General features: G+C 66.1%; 24 protein-coding genes. 23 read left to right on the top strand and 1 reads right to left on the bottom strand.

Translation table 11 applies throughout. From position 1 onward, the window contains the following. Window positions 1-137 precede the first annotated feature (137 nt). From ASE70_RS13505 to ASE70_RS13435, 15 genes are all read left to right on the top strand, one after another. Window positions 138-1,013: a GPO family capsid scaffolding protein gene (locus ASE70_RS13505; protein ID WP_056505757.1), complete on the top strand. Its 876-nt coding sequence runs from the start codon at window positions 138-140 to the stop codon at window positions 1,011-1,013. Between the two features lie 43 nt (window positions 1,014-1,056). Beyond that, window positions 1,057-2,139 (top strand): phage major capsid protein, P2 family, encoded by a 1,083-nt coding sequence (locus ASE70_RS13500; protein WP_056505755.1) that lies wholly within the window; start codon window positions 1,057-1,059, stop codon window positions 2,137-2,139. A gap of 47 nt (window positions 2,140-2,186) precedes the next feature. After that, the gene (gene gpM, locus ASE70_RS13495; protein ID WP_056505747.1) at window positions 2,187-2,948 is read left to right on the top strand and encodes a phage terminase small subunit; all 762 of its coding nucleotides are present in this window, start codon (window positions 2,187-2,189) and stop codon (window positions 2,946-2,948) included. 111 nt (window positions 2,949-3,059) lie between these two features. Further along, window positions 3,060-3,278, top strand: a complete 219-nt coding sequence (locus tag ASE70_RS13490; RefSeq protein WP_056505741.1) for a hypothetical protein — start codon at window positions 3,060-3,062, stop codon at window positions 3,276-3,278. Continuing rightward, the gene (locus tag ASE70_RS13485; protein WP_056505738.1) at window positions 3,275-3,775 is read left to right on the top strand and encodes a head completion/stabilization protein; all 501 of its coding nucleotides are present in this window, start codon (window positions 3,275-3,277) and stop codon (window positions 3,773-3,775) included. Before ASE70_RS13490 ends, ASE70_RS13485 begins: the two co-directional genes overlap by 4 nt. Continuing rightward, window positions 3,775-3,990 carry a tail protein X gene (locus ASE70_RS13480; RefSeq protein ID WP_056505735.1) on the top strand — a complete coding sequence of 72 codons (216 nt, stop codon included), beginning with the start codon at window positions 3,775-3,777 and terminating at the stop codon, window positions 3,988-3,990. Before ASE70_RS13485 ends, ASE70_RS13480 begins: the two co-directional genes overlap by 1 nt. A 1-nt stretch (window position 3,991) precedes the next feature. Further along, a complete protein-coding gene (locus ASE70_RS13475) occupies window positions 3,992-4,327 on the top strand; it encodes a hypothetical protein (RefSeq protein WP_056505732.1) in 336 nt (111 codons plus the stop codon). Then, window positions 4,324-4,827: a glycoside hydrolase family protein gene (locus ASE70_RS13470; RefSeq protein ID WP_200925641.1), complete on the top strand. Its 504-nt coding sequence runs from the start codon at window positions 4,324-4,326 to the stop codon at window positions 4,825-4,827. The genes ASE70_RS13475 and ASE70_RS13470 overlap by 4 nt, the downstream gene beginning before the upstream one ends. Beyond that, the gene (locus tag ASE70_RS13465; protein ID WP_056505729.1) at window positions 4,824-5,330 is read left to right on the top strand and encodes a hypothetical protein; all 507 of its coding nucleotides are present in this window, start codon (window positions 4,824-4,826) and stop codon (window positions 5,328-5,330) included. The genes ASE70_RS13470 and ASE70_RS13465 overlap by 4 nt, the downstream gene beginning before the upstream one ends. Beyond that, entirely contained in the window at window positions 5,281-5,544 is a 264-nt protein-coding gene (locus ASE70_RS13460) for a hypothetical protein (RefSeq protein WP_056505726.1), read from the top strand. The genes ASE70_RS13465 and ASE70_RS13460 overlap by 50 nt, the downstream gene beginning before the upstream one ends. Before the next feature lies 1 nt (window position 5,545). Beyond that, the gene (locus tag ASE70_RS13455) at window positions 5,546-5,863 is read left to right on the top strand and encodes a hypothetical protein (RefSeq protein ID WP_056505723.1); all 318 of its coding nucleotides are present in this window, start codon (window positions 5,546-5,548) and stop codon (window positions 5,861-5,863) included. Then, window positions 5,860-7,770 (top strand): sialate O-acetylesterase, encoded by a 1,911-nt coding sequence (locus ASE70_RS13450; protein WP_056505718.1) that lies wholly within the window; start codon window positions 5,860-5,862, stop codon window positions 7,768-7,770. The genes ASE70_RS13455 and ASE70_RS13450 overlap by 4 nt, the downstream gene beginning before the upstream one ends. Next, window positions 7,767-8,111 (top strand): response regulator transcription factor, encoded by a 345-nt coding sequence (locus ASE70_RS13445; RefSeq protein ID WP_056505714.1) that lies wholly within the window; start codon window positions 7,767-7,769, stop codon window positions 8,109-8,111. Before ASE70_RS13450 ends, ASE70_RS13445 begins: the two co-directional genes overlap by 4 nt. Continuing rightward, window positions 8,098-8,571 carry a phage tail protein gene (locus tag ASE70_RS13440; RefSeq protein WP_056505712.1) on the top strand — a complete coding sequence of 158 codons (474 nt, stop codon included), beginning with the start codon at window positions 8,098-8,100 and terminating at the stop codon, window positions 8,569-8,571. Before ASE70_RS13445 ends, ASE70_RS13440 begins: the two co-directional genes overlap by 14 nt. Continuing rightward, on the top strand, window positions 8,568-9,245 hold the full coding sequence (locus ASE70_RS13435; protein ID WP_056505710.1) for a phage virion morphogenesis protein: 678 nt from the start codon (window positions 8,568-8,570) through the stop codon (window positions 9,243-9,245). Before ASE70_RS13440 ends, ASE70_RS13435 begins: the two co-directional genes overlap by 4 nt. A 154-nt stretch (window positions 9,246-9,399) precedes the next feature. On the opposite strand, the gene ASE70_RS19950 is transcribed toward ASE70_RS13435, so the two are convergent. Beyond that, a complete protein-coding gene (locus ASE70_RS19950) occupies window positions 9,400-10,806 on the bottom strand; it encodes a cadherin repeat domain-containing protein (protein ID WP_156356237.1) in 1,407 nt (468 codons plus the stop codon). A 285-nt stretch (window positions 10,807-11,091) separates the two neighbouring features. Here ASE70_RS19950 and ASE70_RS13430 point away from each other — a divergent pair, with 285 nt between their 5' ends. The 8 genes from ASE70_RS13430 (at window position 11,092) to ASE70_RS13395 (ending at window position 18,699) form a co-directional block, all read left to right on the top strand. Next, window positions 11,092-11,985 (top strand): baseplate assembly protein, encoded by an 894-nt coding sequence (locus tag ASE70_RS13430; protein ID WP_056505706.1) that lies wholly within the window; start codon window positions 11,092-11,094, stop codon window positions 11,983-11,985. Further along, window positions 11,969-12,613: a phage tail protein I gene (locus ASE70_RS13425; RefSeq protein WP_056505704.1), complete on the top strand. Its 645-nt coding sequence runs from the start codon at window positions 11,969-11,971 to the stop codon at window positions 12,611-12,613. Before ASE70_RS13430 ends, ASE70_RS13425 begins: the two co-directional genes overlap by 17 nt. Further along, entirely contained in the window at window positions 12,610-13,641 is a 1,032-nt protein-coding gene (locus tag ASE70_RS13420) for a gp53-like domain-containing protein (protein WP_056505701.1), read from the top strand. Before ASE70_RS13425 ends, ASE70_RS13420 begins: the two co-directional genes overlap by 4 nt. 12 nt (window positions 13,642-13,653) lie before the next feature. Continuing rightward, a complete protein-coding gene (locus ASE70_RS13415) occupies window positions 13,654-15,999 on the top strand; it encodes an SGNH/GDSL hydrolase family protein (protein WP_056505697.1) in 2,346 nt (781 codons plus the stop codon). A gap of 76 nt (window positions 16,000-16,075) precedes the next feature. Beyond that, window positions 16,076-16,615, top strand: coding sequence for a phage baseplate assembly protein V (locus tag ASE70_RS13410; RefSeq protein WP_056505694.1), 540 nt, complete (start codon window positions 16,076-16,078; stop codon window positions 16,613-16,615). Further along, window positions 16,612-16,956 (top strand): GPW/gp25 family protein, encoded by a 345-nt coding sequence (locus ASE70_RS13405; protein WP_056505691.1) that lies wholly within the window; start codon window positions 16,612-16,614, stop codon window positions 16,954-16,956. Before ASE70_RS13410 ends, ASE70_RS13405 begins: the two co-directional genes overlap by 4 nt. Window positions 16,957-16,966: 10 nt before the next feature. Further along, window positions 16,967-18,151 (top strand): phage tail sheath C-terminal domain-containing protein, encoded by a 1,185-nt coding sequence (locus tag ASE70_RS13400; RefSeq protein ID WP_056505688.1) that lies wholly within the window; start codon window positions 16,967-16,969, stop codon window positions 18,149-18,151. 38 nt (window positions 18,152-18,189) lie between these two features. Beyond that, complete coding sequence (locus tag ASE70_RS13395; RefSeq protein ID WP_056505685.1) at window positions 18,190-18,699, top strand: phage major tail tube protein; 510 nt, start codon at window positions 18,190-18,192, stop codon at window positions 18,697-18,699. Window positions 18,700-18,707 lie beyond the last annotated feature (8 nt).

Raw genomic sequence — 18,707 nt, 5'->3', positions numbered from 1 at the left:
CGCCGCCCGCCCGTCCCGGAGCCACCCGCAATCGTAGAGTGCGTCTCTACGATTGCCCGGCCTTGAGAAGCGCCCGCCCATGCGCCCCTGTGGTGGTCATTGCCCTGCCCGGCATCTGACCCCGAGGACCGCACCCCATGGCCAAGACCCGCTTCTTCCGCATCGCCGTCGAGGGCGGCACCACCGATGGCCGCGTGATCGAGCGCGCATGGATCGAACAGATGGCCGCCGGCTATAACCGCGCGACCTACACCGCCTCGATCAACTGCGAGCATCTGCGCGGCTATTCGCCCGAGCCGCCGTTCAATTCCTACGGCGTGGTCGACGCGCTGAAGACCGAAGAGATCGAGATCGACGTCGCCGGCAAGAAGGAAAAGCGCCTCGCGCTGCTCGCGTCGCTGGAGCCGAACGACCAGCTTCTGGCCGTAAACCGCGCCCGGCAGAAGCTGTTCACGTCGTGCGAGATCACGCCCAATATGGGTGGATCGGGCAAGGCCGGCTTGGTCGGGCTGGCGGTCACCGACAATCCGGCATCGCTGGGCACCGAGATGCTCGAATTCGCCGCCGGCAAGGGCGATGCGAACCCCTTCGCCCCGCGCAAGCAGGACAAGGCGAACCTCTTCACCGCCGCGCTCGAAGCCGACATTGCGCTCGATGACGCCAACGACCCGACCGGCATGTTCGCGTCGATGAAGGCGATGTTCGACGGTTTCGCCTCGAAATTTGCCAAGGGCGACGACAAGCCGGCCGAGACCACCCCGCCGGCACCGCCCGCCGGGGGCACGGGTGGCAAGGAACCGGCGAACGACAATTTCGCAGCGTTCGCGACCCAGCTCGGCGACACCATGACGCAGGCGCTTGCCGCCGCGATCACGCCGCTGAACGCCACGGTCACGTCGATCCAGACCGAACTGTCAGCGCTGAAGACGAAGGTCGAGACCACGCAAGCGCCGGACACCTTCTCGCGCAAGCCCGCGACCGGCGGCAGCGGCGCGGTCCTGACCGACTGCTGATCGCTCCACGCCCCGCCCCCGAACCGCCACACAGGACACCTCCATGCGCAACGACACCCGCCTGCTCTTCAACGGCATGCTGACGCAGGTCGCCAGCCTCAATGGCGTCACCGACGCCACCGTTTCCTTCTCGGTCGCGCCCGTCGTCGAACAGAAGCTGGAGGAGGTCATCCAGCATTCGAGCGACTTCCTGCAGCGGATCAACTTCATCACCGTCGATGCGCAGGAAGGTGCCAAGGTCGGGGTGGGCGTCACCCGTCCGATCGCGAGCCGCACCCAGACCGACAGCCGTACCGGCAAGCGCCGCAAGCCGATCGACCCGACCGATACTGGGGATCGCGGCAAGTATCGCTGCGAGATCACGCATAGCGACGTCGCGATCAAGTATGCCAAGCTCGACCAGTGGCGGCACCGCCCCGAATTCCAGACGCTGGTGCGCGACACCATCGTCAAGCAGCAGGGTCGCGACATCATTATGATCGGGTGGAACGGCGTGAACGCCGCCGCCGATACCGACATCGTCGCCTTCCCGCTGCTGCAGGACGTCAATTACGGGTGGTTGTTCAAGATCCGCAACTTCGCCCCGACCAAGGTCATGGCGGGCGGCGGTCTGGCACCCGCGACGATCAACGCGCAGGGCGTCGTGACGGCGGCCGGCAAGGTCTATGTCGCCGCTGGTACGCCGAAGGTCGACGTCGATTACGTCAACCTCGACGCGCTGGTCTATGACGCGACCCAGTTGATCGCCGAATGGAATCGCGACGACACCGATCTGGTCGTGATCTGCGGGCGCAATCTGGTGCATGCCCATTTCGGCAACTTCATCAACACGGCGGGCAACACCCCGACCGAGGTCGAGGCGCGCAACCGCATCCTGACCCTGCCCAAGCAGATCGGCGGCAAGACGGCGGTGATGGTGCCGTTCTTTCCGGCGAACGCCCTGCTCATCACCCGGCTCGACAACCTGTCGCGCTATGCGCAGGCCGGCACTCGCCGCCGCCAGATCGTCGACGAAGCCGAATATGAGCAGATCGCCGACTATCAGTCGCTGAACGAAGCCTATGTCGTCGAGGATTACGACATGGTCGCGCTCGTCGAGAACATCGTGCTGGGCAAGAAGCCGTAACCGGCTCCGCACCGCCCGCCTGACCTTCGTCGCATCGGAAACCCGCAATGAGCCTCGCTCTCCAGATCCAGGCCCGTGTCCTGGCCGCACAAGCGGCGGTGCTTGCCGATGCCGGCGAACCCGCCACCGCCGGTTCGCTGGCGGTGGCATTCCCTGCCCTCGACCGCGAGGCGGCAACCGCCGCCGCCCAGGTCGCCGCGCGGCTCACCCACGACCTGCGCCGGTTGAAGGAAATCCGCTCGATCGAGCGCAAGATCGCCGCCAAGCGTGAGATGCTGCCCGAGTATGCCGACTGGGTGGACGGCCTGATGACCGGCGCGCGCGAAGCCGGTGCCGGCGTGTCGGGCGACGTGCTGCCGACCATCATGGTCTGGCGGATCGACGTCGGTGATTTCGCCGGCGCGATGCCGCTGATCGAGCATGTCCTGTCGCACGCCGTGCCGATGCCCGGCCGCTATGCCCGCGATGCCGCGACGCTGGTGGTCGAGGAGATCGCGGAGGCCGCGATCAAGGCGCAGGCCGCCGACCAGCCCTTCGATCTCGCCATCCTCGAACAGGTTGAGGCGCTGACCGCCGGCCACGACATGCACGATGAGGTCCGCGCCAAGCTGATGAAGGCGATCGGGTTCGAGCTGGTACGCGCGGCCGACGCAGCGCCGGCCGACGCCGTGCCGCTGCTCACCCGATCGCTTGCCCAAATGCGGGGTGCCCAGTCGCTGCATGATCGCGTCGGGGTGAAGACCGCCATTCGCGGCGTCGAGAAAAGCCTCGCCGCCGCACAGACCGACACCGCCGGCTCGACCGGCTGACACCAGCTCGCCCCCCGGCGTCTCGGGGGCAGGTCGCAAGACACGGGAGGGCCTTCGGGCTGCGGGCCGTGATCCTCCGGCCTCCACCCCCGAATTCTTCAGGACCGACCCATGGCCGACCTTCTCCTGCAAATGCTGCTGTGTCTGGCGATGTGCGCCGGCGCACTGATGACCTTTGCCGGTGCGGTCGGCCTCGTCGAAAACCCCGGCTTCGGTGCGCCCTTCGGCGATCCGACCCTGCGGCCATTCTGCCTCGCGCTCGGCGCACTGGGACTGCTGGTCTTCATCGTCGCGTCCTGCGCGTACGCCGCGACGATCGGCGCGGCATGAGTGGCTTCGGGACCCTCGGCGGCGAATGCCTCGGTTCGGTCGTGCCCGATCCTGCGCCCGTGGTCGAAGGCACGATCGCGGACGACTGGTATCCGGCGATCGACCTCGACCGCCTGCGCCTCGACCAGCGCATCGGCACGATCCACGTCGTCACCCCCGAACGGCTGCGCGCGGCGGTGCGCGAGGCGCTGCTGTCGATCGACAATCAGATCGGCGCGCAGGCGGCGGCATGGGAAGTCGCCGGCCATGCCAGCCTCGCCGATGTGCCAGCGAAGAAGATCGACGGGACAAGCCGCCTCGTCATCGCCTTCCACCGCGCGATCGGCGCGCTCGCCAAGGTCGAGCTGGTCGAGCGCCACCGTGATCTCGACACCACGCCGGCCGGCGACCGTGACGCCGCCGCGCTCGAGCCGACGATCGGTGAACTGCGCCGCGATGCCGTCCACGCCATCCGCGACATCCTCGGCCGGTCGCGCACCGACGTGGAGATGCTGTGATGGTCGACACCGTCCGCGCCCGGCAGGGCGATACCCTCGACCTGATCCTGCACCGCGACCGGGGATTGGGACCGGAGGCGCTGCCGATCGTGCTGGCCGCCAATCCCGGCCTTGCCGGGCTGGGCGCGGTTCTGCCGGCCGGCATCGCGATCACCATTCCCGACGCCGCCGCGACCGCGCCGGCCACCCGCCCCCTCCTCCAACTGTGGGACTGACATGGGCAAGCTGCTCACCATCCTCGACACCTTGCTCGCCTTTCTGGCGGGTCTCGTCCCCGGCGCAATGGGCGCGGCGGTCAGCCTCGCCTATGAAAAGGGGCTGACATGGAGCGACCGGTTCATCCAGTTCACGGTCGGCACCGTCGTGTCCTATTTCGCGCGCGGCGCGATCGTTGCGCTGTTCGACCTGCACACCTTCGTGATCGACGGCATCGTCTTCACCGCCGGCATGATCGCCTTCCGCGCCACGCCGCGCTTTGCCAGCGCCGCGATCGACGTCGTCGTCGGCCTGCCCGCGATCATTCGCGACCGCTTCGTCGGAGGCGGCCGGTGACCTATTCGATGCAAAAGCTGGTCTCCGAATTGACCCGCGATGAAGGGCTGCGGCTGAAGACCTACCGCTGCACCGCCGCCAAGCTGACGATCGGCATCGGCCGCAATCTCGACGACGTCGGCATCACCGCCAGCGAGGCGCGCCTGTTCGGCTGCGAAACGTCTGCGCAGGCACTTGCCCACGTCAAACGCCACGGCCTCACGATGCTGCAGGCGGAAAGCCTGTTCGCCAACGACATCGTCGGGTGCGAGCGCGATCTCGATCGCCGCTTGGGCTGGTGGCGCGGCCTCGACGACGTCCGCCAGCGCGTGCTGCTGAACATGTGCTTCAACCTCGGCATCAACCGCCTGCTCGGGTTCCGCAACACCCTGCGGATGATCGAGCACCGCGAATATGAGGACGCCGCCGCCGGCATGCTGCAATCGCTCTGGGCGCGGCAGGTCGGTGCCCGCGCGCAGCGGCTATCGGCGATGATGCGCACCGGACGGGACGCGCGATGATCGCCGCCGCCCTCGCCCGTATCGCCGGCGCGCGCCAATGGCTGACCCTGATCGCGCTCGGCATCGCCGCCGCGTGGCTGTACGCGCAATGGTCGGACGTGACCGGCGAGCGCGACCGGCTCTCGGCCTTCGTCCAGACCGCCTGCGCCGCCGCCGGGGCCGACTATACCGCCGGGGTCGCGACGGTCGACGGCAGGCGCATTCGTTATCCCGCCGGTCAGCGCTGCCACGCCGCGATCGTCGCCGCCGCGCAATTCCGCGCCGATACCGACCGCGCCACCGCCGAGACTTTGGCAGCGGCGATGCGCGACCGCGACACCCGCGCCCGCTCCGATGCCGCCCATGCCCGCGCCGCCGCCGAAGCGGCGCGCGCTGCAACCCTACGAATGGAAGCCGCCGATGCCAAAGCTGCCACCACGGACCGCGTCGATCACGATTGGTTCGCTGCTCTCAATGACCTTGCCGGGCTGCGCGCTGACCCCGCCCCCGGCACCGGTCGATAGGCCGGTCGCGGTGCCGATCCGCGACACGCCGCCGGCCGAGCTGCTGCGCTGTCCGCCGAAGCCCGCCGGCTATCCGGCCGATGCCGAGGCAACGATGCCCGCCGGTGTCCGCGCCGCGACGATCCGCATCGCCACTTCGCTGCGCGACGGCACCGACCAACTCATCCGTCTGATCCGGTGGCACGACGCCACTGCCTGCACCGAGGACCGCTGACATGGGCAAGAATGCCACCAACGTCGAACTGGCGGAAGTTCGCGAAGGGACACTGACCGCTGCCGGGCAGTCCGCTGGTTTCTTCCTGCGCGGCCGCTTCGCTTTTTCGGTGACCGGCGACTTCGTCGGTACCGGCCACCTGGAACAGTCGTTCGATAACGGCGTATCGTGGATCCCTGTCAGCCTTGCCGATGGCAGCCCCCGCGAATTCACCGGGCCCGACCGCGTCCTGGTCGACGAACCCGAGGCCGGCGTCCTCTACCGCTTCCGCGTCACTGCACGCACCAGCGGCACTTTCCGCTGGAGATTCGCGCAGTGAGCCTCCGCAGCCTGATCGTGGGCGGCGGTGGCGGTTCGATAACGGCCGCTGCCATCGCCCGTGCCCTGCTCGCGCGCGGTAAAACCGATGCCGAGGTCCGCGCCGCGATCGGTAATGCCGCCAGCCTGCTAGCGGGCCTTGGCGCGGTCCTTACGCCTGTGCCGGCTTCGCTACCGACCGCGCACATCATGCTGTCGGTAGGCCAGAGCAATGGCCCCGGCCGCGAACGCTACAATCCTGCGATCGACACCGAACAGCCGAACGTAATCCAGTTTTGCGACATTCGCACGCGCACGTCGACTTATCAGACGCTTCGCGCCAGCGTTTTCCCGCTGTATTTCCCCGAGAACAAGATCAGCGAAGGTTATGTCAGCCCGATCAATTACGCGGCCAAGGCTGTCGCAGCGACACTGCCGGCCGGCGATGTCGTTTGTATTGTGCCGGCAAACGTTGGAGCAACCTCGCTGCTCAGCACGTCCGCAAACGGGTGGTCGGACGCGCCCCACTGGAGCGTCGGCCGCGTTCTGCAGCTAAACGCGATCTCGCAGACCAAGGCGGCGATCAACGCCTTGGTCGCAGCCGGGTACCGGGTTGTCATTCATTCGATCATCGACGCCCAGGGTGAGGCGGATAACCGCGACGTCAGCGCCGCGGACTATCGTGCGGCGAAAATCGCGCAGATGAACGACTTGCGATCACAGATTCCTGGTGCGGAAAATGCCATGATCGCGTTCCCTGGGTTTGTACCGGAACGGTTGAAGACGCTCGCGACCCTTCAGGATATCGAAGACGCTCGCAAATCCGCCATCGCGGCACTGACCAACGCCGTGTTCGTCCGAGGCCCCAGCGGCTATCTGCTGAACGACGGCATGGACGTCCATTACAATGGAGCCGGTTCGCGCGTGCTTGGCCGCAATATCGGTATGGCGCTGACCGGCATTGCCCTGCCGCCGATGGTCACCTTCGTTTCGGACGTGACGGTAGCGGAGGGAACCGGTGCAACCGGCGCGACGACAGTCGTGAAGGTGCCGGTTTATCGGTCGGACTATGGTGACGCGGTATCCGTTCCCGTCGACATCGTGCTCGGATCGTTCACGGCGGATGATTTCCCGAACGGTGCCGTCCCTACCAACCTCGTCGCGGCATTCGCAGCCGGCAGCGATAGCACGACGGTTAGCGTCCCGATCGCGGCGGACACCGTCGCCGAGGGTGCGGAGTCGTTCGCCTTGGCCCTAAGAGCAGCGGCAGGGTATCTCGTCGGTGCGAAGAGCAACGCCAACGTCATTGTCTCGAACGACGACGGCGGTGGTGCACCGGTCTGGCTCAGTACGTTGTTCGACGTCCCGAACGGCACCGCGCTTACCGCCCATACGACGCCGAGTGGTCACACCTTCAGTGGTGGAACGCATACCATCAACGACCGCGAGGCCTATTCGACCGGTAGCAGCACGTCGTTGCCGCTCAGTGACTGGATACCTCCCAGCAACGCCTATGGCGTCCGGGTGCCCTTTAGTTTCAAGACGACCGCAGGGGGCCAATTCGTCGTCTGGCGCGTCAAGGACGCCTCGAACTACTACTTCGCCGGCAAGGAAGCGGGCGGGTCCAAATGGGGCTCGTTCAAAATGGTCAACGGATCACCCGTGCGGATTGCAACGGACGTGCAGCCACCCGACGGACTCGTTGCGGGCGCGCTGCCGACGCTCGAAGTACGGCACGCGGCGGACGGTACGCTGTCCATCACCGTCGACGGCTACTCGATCCTTAGACGGACGGTCGACGCTCAGATCACGAACGATCCGGTCATCGACAACACCTTCACCACAGGTGGCGTCGGCTTACGCCAGTCGGGTGCGATGGGTGCCACTACCGGCACCCACGTGAGGGGTATCGAGACCTTCGCACTATGAACGGCTGCGCAATCTGCCCTTGCTGCGAACGCGAATTACCCGATCGCGCGACGATCGGCGGCCTGCTGATCGAACTGAACCCCCCGTCCGTCTACTGGCGGGGGGTTCGCCACCACCGACAGCCTGCAGAGATCAAGACGCTGTACCTGCTCGCCAAGCGGCGCAAGGTCTCGCACCTCGCGCTCGAAATGATGACGCTGGGCGAAAACACCACCAGTGCCGCCGCTAAGGTCCGCATCTCGCTCCTGCGCGCATGGCTGCGCAAGATCGGCGCGAACATCACCATCCAGTCCGAACGCGGGTGGGGCTACGTCATGGAGGAAGCGCATGCGGAAGCCTGAATCGCTGCGCCAGCTGCTGTTCGCCACCGCTCTCAAGGGACAGGCCGAGAAGCTGTCGACCTTCATCGATCGCGGCGGCGTCGAATGCCGCCGGGGCGCAGCCCTCACCTTCAAATACCGGTATACGCTGTCGCTGACGGTCGAAGGTTATGCGGGCTCGATCGACGCGCTGATGATCCCGATCCTTGCATGGGTTGCCGAACAGCAGCCCGACCTGCTCGACCGCGCTCCGCACCAGCCCTTCAGTTTCGAAAGCGAGCTGCTCGATGCCGATACAGCTGACGTGTCGATCGAGCTGGAGCTGTCGGAAATCGTCCTGGTCAAGCGCACGGGCAAGTCCGCGTTCGAAGCGACCCATGTCGCCGAGCCGGTCATCGCCGATGCCTTTCCCGGCGTTTGCGGCGTATCGCTGGTGCAAGGGTTGCTCGATGACGGCATGATGCTGACGCCAGCGGCATGACCGAGGGCGACGATCTGCTGCGGATCGAGGCACTGGCAACGGCGCTGCTGCGTAACCTCGACGCGCCGGCGCGCCGGTCGATGCTGCGCCGGGTCGCCAAGAAGGTCCGCGCCAGCCAGCGCGCCCGGATCGAGGCGCAGCGCAATCCCGATGGCAGCGGCTTCGCCCCCCGCCGCAAGCGACCCGAACCGGTGCGCGGCAACAGGGCGGTACATTTCCTGTACCCAAAAGACGATCCGGCACCGCGCGAAGTCTACATGAAAAGCTGGACGCTCGACGGCCCGTTGATGACCGGCTTCGATATCAAGGCAGGCGGCATCCGGTCGTTCCACCGCGAACAGATCGGCCGCTGGCTCCCGCTCGATGAGGGGCAGGAGAATGCCGGCGCGGGCGAGCTGCGCCGGAAGGGCCATATTCGGCGCAAGGCGATGTTTCGTAAGCTGCTGTCGCCCAGCCACCTGCGCGAAGGTGCAACGGACAGCGAGGCATGGATCGGCTTCGTCGGACAGGCTGCGCGTGTCGGCCGCATCCACCAGGAAGGGCTGGTCGACAAGCCGGCCGCCAAGGCAAAGCCGGTGCGCTATGCCCGCCGCCGCTTGCTGGGCATGACCGACGCCGATCGCACGATGGTGAGCGAGGCGTTCCTCGCTGCGCTGGTTGACGGCCGTAAATAACTCAAACCCTTGATCCCAAACCTTTCGAAAGGGTTAAGACTCAGTACGCAGTTGGTTTGGGAATAACTTCCGCTATCACGCCAAAATGTGTTTATGTCTTGCCGCAAAGTCGGAGCTCTTCGCAGGCATAAGAATGCGCAGCCCATGATCGTAGTCATAGACCGGCTTGCCAGCGAACCTCGAAGAGCGTGCCTGCGGAGTTGATGACATAAAGTCTATCACGGTAAGCCTGGATCAGCGATATGCCGCCAATGTTAGGCAAAGCGGTGCGCAGCTCAGCAGTTCTGTCAACTAGTGCGGCGTTTGTAAGCGGCTTTGATGAATACAGTGCAGTCGTTGGCAGCGTAAATAAATTGCCATTACGAAATGCAAGTACGACTGATGAACCGATGACAGCCGAACCGACAAGTGCTTCACCTGTCACGAAATTTCGCGGAAACGCAATTAGTGGGTCTACTAGGTCACTTGGTCCACCATTCTTTACCACCTTTACCCCATCCTTGAAGGGCCACCCCAGATTAGCAGGGCCGGATAACACGGATACTGAGTTGATCTCGTCGTACTCCGCCCCCCGATCAGCGATAGCTAGCCGTGGCATTTGTGTCGGATATGCAACATACGAAACTGCGATAGCTTCGCGTATGCCCGAAACTTGCGCTGGTATCTTGGTCCCGTCGACCGAAAATATCGTTAAATTTCCAATTACAGAATTCGAATCTTGGGCGAGGCCTTCAGTACCGGGCTGAGTTGCGGACGCACCCGTCACGGACAGACTTCCTGCGTCGGTTCTGTCTGCAAAATAGGACAACACGCGCGCGTCGGTGACCTTGTCGAGGATCGACGCGGTTCCTGCAGCCTTAAGTCCCGTGAAAGAAGCATATGAATACGATGTCGCTACAAGTCTTCCGGACTTGTCCAAGTAGTAGGTGCGTAAGCTATCTTGGAACCGAGACAAGGCGGGATTGGATGACGCCCTTAACAATCCGTTTGATTGCATGTCAGGCAGTGGAACCGCGATAGCGTTTTTCACTCCATCGCGCGCAAAGTAAAAATCTCCGTTCCGCTGAGCAACAATCGTATTCTGTCCAACTAGAATCGTGATAGGGTCAATAAAGCCGGAAGCGAGAGGAGTTGCGACCACGCGGTCCACGGGACGCTCGACAGCTACACTCACATTTTGCGAAACACTTGAAGTACGGTCTGAGGCAGAGACTGTTAACTGGTAAATGTTATCGTAGTCCGTATCCATCGGTTCCCGAAATAGTGACGTTTTAAGTGTAAGGTCGCCGGCTTCCGATAAGGTAAAGCGTTCTGCATCTTCCCCTCCGCTGATGCGGAACGTCACCGGATCATTTTCGGGGTCTGCCGCGACCAGGCGCACACCGGTGATCTGTCCGTCCTTTACGGTGAAGGAAGTGGGTGAGGTGATAGAGGGCGGGAAGTTGGCAGATGGCGAGTCGCTGCCGCCGCCTGCCTCGTCGCCTCCGCAAGCAGAAAGAAGGGCCAGTAACCCTAACGATCGGCCAAGGGTCATCGCGACGGGCTTGCATCGCTGGATCATACGCTGTCCCCTTCAACGCCGAGACTTCCCTTGTGAACGTTGTTCAAGCTCATCACAAGGTATCAAGCAGAGTGACAAAGTTGAGGCCGGAAGTAGCATTTGGGTGAGAACGACCTGAACCGACAGCGCCTCTTAGCCCCTCTCCCCAGCCTTCTAAGGATCAACATGTAAGCGATACCGGACCCGCCGGTTTCAGGTGGCCTACCTCTCACGCAATCGTAGAGTGCGTCTCTACGATTGCCGCACCCTAGCCCCCCTGCCGACCCGACGACGACATGGATCGCGATGGACCTCGCCACCGCCTCCACCCCCGTCGACCTCTCGCGCCTGCCCGCCCCGGTGCTGGTCGAACAGCTGACGTTCGACGAAATCGCGACCGCCTTGGTCGACGCGGTGCGTGCCCGATATCCAGCGTTCGACGCGACCATCGACAGCGAACCGGTGGTCATGTTGCTGCAGGTCGCGGCGTATCGTGAGCTGCTGCTGCGCGCGGAATTTGATGACCAGTCGCGCCAGCTGCTGCTGGCATTCGCTACTGGCGCGCATCTCGACCACTTGGGGGCGCTGGTCGGCCTGCCGCGCCTGGTCGTCACGCTTGCCGATGCAGCCACGGGGCGCGTCGCGGTGATGGAGAGCGACGAAGCCTTCCGTCAGCGCATCGTCCTCGCACCCGAGTCCTTCTCGGTCGCCGGTCCAGATCTGGCCTATGTCGCTTTTGCCCGCCGCGCCGACGGCGACGTTGCCGACGCCAGTGTCACCAGCCCTGCCCCCGGTGAAGTCGTGGTGACCGTTCTCTCCGCGACTGGTGACGGCATCGCATCGCCGGCACTGCTCGCAAAGGTGCGCGGGGTCGTCGATGATCGCGCGATCCGCCCACTGACCGACGCCGTCACCGTCCGCGCCGCGCAAATCCTGCCATTCGCGATCGACGCGCGCGTCTGGACGTTCAGCGGTCCCGACGCCAGCCTCGTCCTCGGCACCGGCCGTGTGGCCCTCACCGCCTACATCGCCGAGAGCCGCCGCCTTGGCCGCGCGATCCGCCGCAGCGGCATCGAGGGCGCGCTGCAGGTCGCCGGTGTCGAGCGGGTCGAGCTGCCGGGCTGGGTCGATATCGTGCCCGACGCGACACAGGCGGCGCACTGTGCCGCGATGGGGGTCATCCATGCCGGATACGCCTAGTCTCCTGCCGCCGAACGCAACCGCGTTCGAACGGTCGATCGAGGCGGCGCTGACCCGGGTCACCTCGATCGACACGCCGGTTGCCTCACTGATGGACCCGGCCACCATTCCGGCCACCGCGCTGCCGTTTCTTGCATGGCATTTGTCGGTCGACCGCTGGGACGCCGACTGGAGCGATACGACGAAACGCACGGCCGTCGCCGATGCCATCGCAGCACAGCGCCGCAAGGGTACCCCGGCGTCGGTCGACGCGGTGCTCGCCAGCTTCGATGACCTGCTGCGTCTGGTCGAATGGCACCAGACGATCCCACGCGGTCGGCCGCACACCTTCGAGGTTCGCCTGCCGCTCGGCCCCCGGGGCGGCCGACGCGCCACTGCCGCGTTTGCCGAGGCGATCATTCGCGACGTGGCACGGGTGAAGCCTGCACGCAGCCACATGACGCTGGTCCAGCAACTGCACTCGACCGGCGCGATCGGGATACAGGCGGTTGCCCGTGCCGCCGGGCAACGTCGCGTCGATCTGACCTACGCCCTCGACGCGAGCCAGCCATGGGACCGCCTGCTTCAGACCGAGGACGGCGAGCCGCTCCAATCCGCCGATGCGACCTTCCTGGATACCGCGCCATGACCCTTGCCTTCCCGCTGACCGTCACCCGCGTGGGCCACACGCGCTTCCTGTCCGCACAGCTTGGAGAAAACATCGATCTCTCGGTCAGTCATGTCGGTCTGACCGACGCGGCCTTCGTGCCTGCGCCGACGCTTACCGCACTGCCCGGCGAATTCCGCCGGGTGTCGACGATCGCCGGCAGCGCCTCGGGCGACTCGACGGTACACATGGTCGTGCGCGACGACGCGGCGCTCGCGTACCGGGTGCGCGGCTTCGGCCTGTACCTGACGGACGGCACGCTGTTCGCGACCTATGGGCAGGCTAACCCGATTTTCGAGAAATCGGCACTGACCGCGATGCACCTCGCGATCGACATTGCCTTCCCGACCGGCAACGTCGAGCTGCTGACCTTCGGCGACACCAATTTTCTGCTGCCGACCGCTGGCGAGGACCTCGCCGGTATCGCCGAACTGGCGACCGAGGCCGAAGCGAATGCCGCGACGGACCATCGCCGGATCATCACGCCGCTGCGCCTCGGTCAGCGTCTGGCGGCGATGCGCGAGGCACTGCTCGCCACGATCGCAACGAAAGTGCCGCTGACGCGACGGATCGAAACCAATGGCCTCGCCCTTGGCGGACGGGGACTGGAGACGGACCTGACGATCAGCGTGCCGGCCGCTACCGCCGCCCAGCTGCTGTTCGCGACGGCCGACAACGTGGCAGTGACCCCCGCCAGCTTCGGCGGCCTGGCACACAATTTCGGCGACCAGGTCAGCTGGACCTTTCCCGGCGGCCTGATCCTGAAGCTCGGCGGACATCGTGGGCGGGCGACGTCGGAGGTCGTGGTCCCGGTCACCTTCGATACGGCATTCCCGACCCAGTGTTTCCGCGCGCTCGTGTCGCCCTACATCGCCACGCCCTCGACCGGCGACGATTACTTCTGCCAACGGCAGGGCGATGCCCGCGCCGATGGCTTCTCCGTCCAGTATCAGAGCGACGATGCCAATGGCGGCATCGATGGCTTCGACTGGATCGCACTGGGTCGATAAGGGAGCATCCGCGTGGCCAAGATTTCCGAACTGCCGGCGGTACAGGTGCCGACCGGTGATGAACTGGTCGTCGTCGTCGATGGTGGACGCACCGCGCGGGTCGCGGTCGGGCCGCTGGCCCGCGCCGCCGTCGCCAGCGCCATCGATGGCGCGGTCGGTGGCTTCGCCGCGATGTCCGCGACTGCCACACTTGCCCGGCGGGATCTGCACACCTGCCAGCGCGTCGATGATCTCTTCCACGTGCCAGCCTATGCCGCCGTTCAGTTCTACGCGGCCGGTGCCGATTTCGCCGGCGTGCTGACCGGGGTCGAGCTGTACCTGTCCTTTGCCGCCCCGGCGCGGGCGATCGTCATCGACCTGTACGCGCGCCCTGCCAGCGCGCCGAACGTCGGTGGCCCGGCGGCCGGCGACCGGCTGCTGCTGACCGACCGACGCGATCTGGCCGCTCTCGACGCCATTGCTACCGGCGGCACCACTTGGCGCTACGTCGTCGACTTCTTTCGGCCGTTGGTGATCGACCCGGCGATCGATTACGTCCTGCGCGTCTCTTGCGTCGACGCGCTCGGCGCACCCGCCGCAATGGGCTTTGCGCGCGCCTATGGACCTAACCCCGGCGATGCGGGTTATCCCCGTCGCAACGGATTCTACACCCAGCAGATCGCGCCGAACGGGTGGCGCGCATTCGGCGACGGTGCCGCGCCCGCCATCCGCTGGCAGAGCGTCACCCGCGCTTCCGCCGCCGCAACGACCGCGCGGATCGCCTCGATCGCCCCGCGCGGCCATGCGATCACGGTGGGTGCTCCCCTCGCGCCGCCGATCGGCGGTGACGCGCTGGCTGCCGGTACGTGGCTGCATCCGCTACCGACGCTACAGGGTGGCCTGCTGTCGGCAATCTCCTGCCATTCCGCCCTGACCGGACCGGTCGAGATCGTCTTTGCCGAGGAGGTCGACGGCAAATTCGCCATCCGCCTTTCGCTGCCGGTGCTGGTTCAGGCCGGCGGCAACCGCCTGCTCGCCGGCGGGCAGTTCGATCCGGTGGCGCTGCAGCCGGGCTGGCATATCGGCGTCCGCCAGATCGGACCTGTCGTGCGCTACGGCACCTCGCTCGGGCACAGCTACCGCATCGGCGCGGACGGGGGCTGGACCGTTTTCCGCGACGTGACGATCGCGGTGACCGCCGAAATCGATGCGGCAGCACCAACTCCGACGACCAACGCGCGCCGCTGTCGAATCTGGCGCGAAGTCATCGGTGACCGCGCCCCGCTGGGTTGGGACGTCGATCCCGCGATCCGGTACGCGAACGGCCTGCGCCTCACCAATCCCGCCCCGGCCAACAGTTGGAACATCCGCGTCCACACCGGCCGCTATGTACGAACCAACCGCCGCCTGACCCGCGCGGTGATCGAATGGACCAACGCCGGCAGCGTCGTCGGGCTCGACACCATCGCCCGGCCCAACGATCTGATCGACGCCCCCTCCGCGAATTCGATGGTCCTTATCGACGGCGCGAACGGGCGGCTGAAGATCATGGGCACCGCCACGGGTGCTGGTGACCCCGGCACCCGCGCCTCGGTCGCGCTTGGCTTCCCGATGGTGGTCGGTCACCGCTACCTGCTCGAATACGGACTGCAGGATTTCGTCCATCGTGCCCGCCTGACCGACCTGTCGACATCGGGACAGAGTCCGTGGGTGACGGCCGGCGACACCGATTTCGCTGGCGTCGATACCGCCGAAGGTCGGCAGGTCTCGGCGCTCGCCATTGCCTTCCACACCGGCAACGCGACGTTTGTCGAAATCGAGGTGCTGCACGACGCGCCCCGTCCCGATGTCGCGGTGCTGGGGGACAGTATCAGCCAGCCCGTGCTGGTCACCGCCGCGCAGGGGTGGACCGGCCTGCTCCGCTCGGCCGGGGTGGAGGTGCTGGTCGCGGCGCAGGCTGGCGGCATTACCCAGAGCGCGCAGCGGTGCGCGGGCTGGGAAGTGCGCGCGACCGCGCCGCGGTACGTCATCGCCGCGACCGGTGCCAACGACGCGCTGCTCAACATCTCGACCGCGACTTATCGTGCCCAGCTGCTCGACATCATCGCGAACGCGCGCCGCATCGGCGCGGAGATCGTGCTGCCTCTACTTCATCCCAGCAAGTCCTACACGCCTGGCCCATATCGTGCCGTCGTGCAGGAACTGGCCACGGCGACCGACGTCCATCTCTGGCGCTGGGATATCGCCCTTACCCTCGGCGGAGATGGCGTTACTCCCGACCCCGCCAAATTGGCTGACGACGAATTGCACCCGACCGCCGCCGGCCACCGCGCCCTGTTCGAACGGTTAATGGTCGACCTGCCGCCGATCTTCGACTGAAGCTCCGCAATCGTAGAGTGCGTCTCTACGATTGCGGCCCCCGTGACGTACCATTGCCTGCGCGCATGGTCGCGCTGTGCACCAGCCTGTCGACCTCCCCCGCCTCATCGGCGACCTGATCCGCGAAGGCGTCGTCATCGCCCGCACCGGCGCGACGTGCCGCGTCGCGATGGGCGCTATCGAGACGCCCGACATTCCGTGGCTGACGGGACGCGCCGGCAGCGCCCGCATCTGGTCGCCGCCATCGATCGGTGAGCAGGTACTGGTGCTGTGCGGTGAAGGCGACCTTGCCCGCGCGATCGTGCTGCCCGGCCTTTTCTCCGACGCAAACCCCGCGCCGGCGGATAATGATTCGACGCGCATCGTTTTCGACGACGGTACCGTCCTTCAGTATGATCCGACCGAGCGGCATCTGAATGCCACCCTCCCCGGCGGGTCGATTACCCTTCAAGCCGATGACGTCGTCGTGCTCGGCAATCTGACCGTCATGGGCAGCGTCGAGGTGTCGAAGACCCTGACCGCCGGCGACGACGTCGTGGGCGGCGGCAAGAGCCTGAAGGGGCACAAGCACAAGCTGGTCCAGCCCGGTCAGGGCATTTCGGGTGAGCCGCAATGATCGGCATGGACCGTCTGACCGGCGCGGCCTGTGACGGCGTCGACCATCTGCGCCAGTCGGTGCAGGTCATTCTGACGACACCGGTCGGCACCCGCGTCGGTCGCCGCGACTTCGGGTCGCTGATCCCCGAGCTGATCGACCAGCCCCTGAACGCCGCCACCCGCCTCGCGGTGATCGCCGCCGGCGCGCTGGCGCTGCTGCGGCAGGAACCACGCATCCGCGCGACCCGCATCGTGCTGGAGGGCGACGGCGCGGGCCGCGCCGTGCTGCGCGTGATCGGCACCCGCCTCGACGGACCGCGCCCGGCCCCCGTCGACCTCGTCACCTCGCTCCGCCGCTGAAAGGACTTCCATGGCAGACGTCTACCACCACGGGATTACCGTCACCGAAAGCAAGACGGCATCCCGCCTGATCGCCACCATCGCCACCGCCTGCATCGGCCTGGTCGTCACCGCGCCGGCGGCCGATGCCGCCGCCTTCCCGCTCGACAAGCCGGTGTTGATCGATGAGACCCCCGGTCACATCGACATGACCAACGCGTTGGCAAAGATCGGCGCAACCGGCACCGGGGCCAAGGTGCTGGCCGCCATCGCCGCTACCGTCCGCACGCCGGTCGTCGTTGTCCGCGTCGCGCCCGGTGCCGACGCTGCCGCGACCAGCACCGCCGTCGTCGGCACCAGCAATGCCGGCGTCCGCACCGGCCTGCAGGCGCTGCTGGCGGCAGAGGCCCAGACGGGCATTCGACCGCGCATCCTCGCCGCCCCTGGGCTGGAAACGCAGGCGGTGACCGAGGCGCTGGCCGTCGTCGCTGGCCGCGTGCGTGCGATGGCCTATGCCCGCGCGATCGGCGCGGACCTGACCACGCTCGCCGCCTACCGCGCGGGTTTCACCCAACGCGAGCTGATGCTGCTTTATCCCGATCTGAAGGTCACCGACGCCGCCGGCGCGATCGTGCCGAGCTTCGCCGCTGCCCATGCGGTCGCCATGCGCGCGCTGATCGACCAGACGCAGGGCTGGCACAAGACACTGTCCAACGTGCCCATCCCGGCCGTTGTGAGCACGACCTTCGACGTGCCGTTCGATTTGCAGGATCCGGCGGCCGACGCCAATCGCCTGAATGCCGACGAGATCACCACCGTTGTCCGGCTGAACGGCGACCTGCGCTTCTGGGGATCGCGCACCTGTTCGACCGACGCCGACTTCTATTTCGAAAGCGCCACCCGCACCGCGCACATCGTCGCCGACACCATCGCCAATGGACTGATCTGGGCGATCGACAAGCCGCTGACCCCCTCGCTGGCGCAGGACATCGTCGCGCTGTGCAATGCTAAATTCCGCGCGATGAAACAGGCCGGTGAGCTACTCGGTGCCGAAGCGTGGTTCGACCCCACCCGCAACCCTGTCGCCGACCTGAAGGCGGGCAAGCTGTCGATCCGGTACAAATACACGCCGGTCCCGCCGCTCGAACACCTGCATCTGTCGCAGGAAGTCACTGACGAATTCCTTGCCGACTTCGCCACGCTGGCTGCCGCCTGATCGCCCCCGCGCCCTGACCCTTTCCCCGGAGCATTCCCATGGCATTCCCTGAAAAACTGAAGCAGGCGGACCTTTTCGTCGATGGCCGCTGGGTCGACGAAATGACGTCGGTCACCCTTCCCAAGATCGGCCGCAAATTCGAGGAATTTCGCGGCGGCGGCATGAATCGACCGGTGAAGGTCGACATGGGCGCGGAAGCGTTGGAGGCCGAATGGGTCGTCGGTGGCTTCGTCGCCGGGCTGATCGGCGGCTTCGGTGCCACTGCGATCGAGGGGCAGCAGCTTCGCTTCGTCGCGACGACGCAGGATGACCGCACCGGCGCGGTGCATAGCTGGGTCGCGGTGATCGGCGGTCGCCACGAAGAGATCGACATGGGCGAATTCAAGTCCGGGGAGGATACCGAGATGAAGGGCAAGACCGCCGTCGCCTTCTACTCGCTTCACCGCGACGGGGTGGAGCTGGTCTACATCGACGTCCTCGGCATGGTCGAGCGCTACGGCGGCACCGACATCATGGATGCGCACCGAGCCGCCCTCGGCCGCTTCTGATCGCGCGC

The sequence above is a fragment of the Sphingomonas sp. Leaf22 genome (assembly GCF_001421715.1).
GTDB lineage: Bacteria > Pseudomonadota > Alphaproteobacteria > Sphingomonadales > Sphingomonadaceae > Sphingomonas.
The sequence above is the reverse complement of the archived record's forward strand: the minus strand, read 5'-3'. Positions and strand labels throughout refer to the sequence as shown.

Bases quoted from the DNA above. Each gene is read 5' to 3' on its own strand.
- ASE70_RS13485 (WP_056505738.1), top strand. From the start codon at position 3,275: ATGAGTGGCTTCGGGACCCTCGGCGGCGAATGCCTCGGTTCGGTCGTG.
- ASE70_RS13395 (WP_056505685.1), top strand. From the start codon at position 18,190: ATGGCATTCCCTGAAAAACTGAAGCAGGCGGACCTTTTCGTCGATGGC.
- gpM (WP_056505747.1), top strand. From the start codon at position 2,187: ATGAGCCTCGCTCTCCAGATCCAGGCCCGTGTCCTGGCCGCACAAGCG.
- ASE70_RS13400 (WP_056505688.1), top strand. From the start codon at position 16,967: ATGGCAGACGTCTACCACCACGGGATTACCGTCACCGAAAGCAAGACG.
- ASE70_RS13460 (WP_056505726.1), top strand. From the start codon at position 5,281: ATGACCTTGCCGGGCTGCGCGCTGACCCCGCCCCCGGCACCGGTCGAT.
- ASE70_RS13435 (WP_056505710.1), top strand. From the start codon at position 8,568: ATGACCGAGGGCGACGATCTGCTGCGGATCGAGGCACTGGCAACGGCG.
- ASE70_RS19950 (WP_156356237.1), bottom strand. From the start codon at position 10,806: ATGATCCAGCGATGCAAGCCCGTCGCGATGACCCTTGGCCGATCGTTA.
- ASE70_RS13505 (WP_056505757.1), top strand. From the start codon at position 138: ATGGCCAAGACCCGCTTCTTCCGCATCGCCGTCGAGGGCGGCACCACC.
- ASE70_RS13425 (WP_056505704.1), top strand. From the start codon at position 11,969: ATGCCGGATACGCCTAGTCTCCTGCCGCCGAACGCAACCGCGTTCGAA.
- ASE70_RS13440 (WP_056505712.1), top strand. From the start codon at position 8,098: ATGCGGAAGCCTGAATCGCTGCGCCAGCTGCTGTTCGCCACCGCTCTC.
- ASE70_RS13475 (WP_056505732.1), top strand. From the start codon at position 3,992: ATGGGCAAGCTGCTCACCATCCTCGACACCTTGCTCGCCTTTCTGGCG.
- ASE70_RS13455 (WP_056505723.1), top strand. From the start codon at position 5,546: ATGGGCAAGAATGCCACCAACGTCGAACTGGCGGAAGTTCGCGAAGGG.
- ASE70_RS13490 (WP_056505741.1), top strand. From the start codon at position 3,060: ATGGCCGACCTTCTCCTGCAAATGCTGCTGTGTCTGGCGATGTGCGCC.
- ASE70_RS13500 (WP_056505755.1), top strand. From the start codon at position 1,057: ATGCGCAACGACACCCGCCTGCTCTTCAACGGCATGCTGACGCAGGTC.
- ASE70_RS13430 (WP_056505706.1), top strand. From the start codon at position 11,092: ATGGACCTCGCCACCGCCTCCACCCCCGTCGACCTCTCGCGCCTGCCC.
- ASE70_RS13445 (WP_056505714.1), top strand. From the start codon at position 7,767: ATGAACGGCTGCGCAATCTGCCCTTGCTGCGAACGCGAATTACCCGAT.
- ASE70_RS13480 (WP_056505735.1), top strand. From the start codon at position 3,775: ATGGTCGACACCGTCCGCGCCCGGCAGGGCGATACCCTCGACCTGATC.
- ASE70_RS13465 (WP_056505729.1), top strand. From the start codon at position 4,824: ATGATCGCCGCCGCCCTCGCCCGTATCGCCGGCGCGCGCCAATGGCTG.
- ASE70_RS13420 (WP_056505701.1), top strand. From the start codon at position 12,610: ATGACCCTTGCCTTCCCGCTGACCGTCACCCGCGTGGGCCACACGCGC.
- ASE70_RS13405 (WP_056505691.1), top strand. From the start codon at position 16,612: ATGATCGGCATGGACCGTCTGACCGGCGCGGCCTGTGACGGCGTCGAC.